The organism is Enterobacter soli (assembly GCF_964208575.1).
GTDB lineage: Bacteria > Pseudomonadota > Gammaproteobacteria > Enterobacterales > Enterobacteriaceae > Enterobacter > Enterobacter soli_A.
In genome coordinates this window covers 1-1,069 of sequence record NZ_CAXOFU010000045.1, presented here as the reverse complement: position 1 = coordinate 1,069, position 1,069 = coordinate 1, and the positions used below count along the sequence as shown (strand labels likewise).

General features: G+C 61.2%; 1 protein-coding gene. It reads right to left on the bottom strand.

Annotated features, from left to right (window positions below; all coding sequences use genetic code 11):
* A partial coding sequence (locus tag AB6V08_RS23140) for a hypothetical protein (RefSeq protein ID WP_368545101.1) occupies positions 1-1,069 on the bottom strand: 1,069 nt, incomplete at both ends.

Below are 1,069 nucleotides of genomic sequence, written 5' to 3'. Positions count from 1 at the left end.
CGGGCCGCCTCTTCAACCGCCTGGTTGACCTCCTCCACGGTGGTCGCCTCTTCAACGGCCTTGTGAGCGTCGTCCTTCTGCTCGTCGCTCAGGTGAGGCATCTCGTCGATCGCCTTGTTGGCGTCGTCTTTTGCACTCTCCAGGTTTTCCTGAGCCACATCTTCGACGGCCTTGTTGACTTCTTCCACGGTAGTGGCGTCATCAACGGCCTTGTGAGCGTCGTCCTTCTGCTCGTCGCTCAGGTGAGGCATCTCATCGATCGCCTTGTTGGCGTCGTCTTTCGCGGCTTCAAGGTTTTCACGTGCTGCATCCGCCACGGCCTGTTCCACGCCCGCAACGTCGGTCGCGTCTTCAACCGCCTTGTGCGCGTTGTCCTTCTGCTCGTCGCTCAGGTACGCCATGTCGTCGATCGCCTTGTTGGCGTCGTCTTTGGCACCTTCAAGGTTTTCACGTGCTGCATCCGCCACGGCCTGTTCCACGCCCGCAACGTCGGTCGCGTCTTCAACCGCCTTGTGCGCGTTGTCCTTCTGCTCATCGCTCAGGTACGCCATGTCGTCGATCGCCTTGTTGGCGTCGTCTTTCGCGGCTTCCAGGTTTTCACGTGCTGCATCCGCCACGGCCTGTTCCACGCCCGCAACGTCGGTCGCGTCTTCAACCGCCTTGTGGGCGTTGTCCTTCTGCTCGTCGCTCAGGTACGCCATGTCGTCGATCGCCTTGTTGGCGTCGTCTTTGGCGCCTTCCAGGTTTTCGCGTGCCGCCTCTTCAACCGCCTGGTTGACTTCCTCTTCGGTGGTCGCCTCTTCAACGGCTTTGTGCGCGTCGTCCTTCTGCTCGTCGCTCAGGTAAGGCATCTCGTCGATCGCCTTGTTGGCCTCGTCTTTCGCGCCCTCAAGGTTTTCACGCGCCGCCTCTTCAACCGCCTGGTTGACCTCCTCTTCGGTGGTCGCCTCTTCCACGGCCTTGTGGGCGTCGTCCTTCTGCTCGTCGCTCAGGTGAGGCATCTCGTCGATCGCCTTGTTGGCGTCGTCTTTCGCGCCCTCCAGGTTTTCGCGCGCTGCCTCTTCAACCG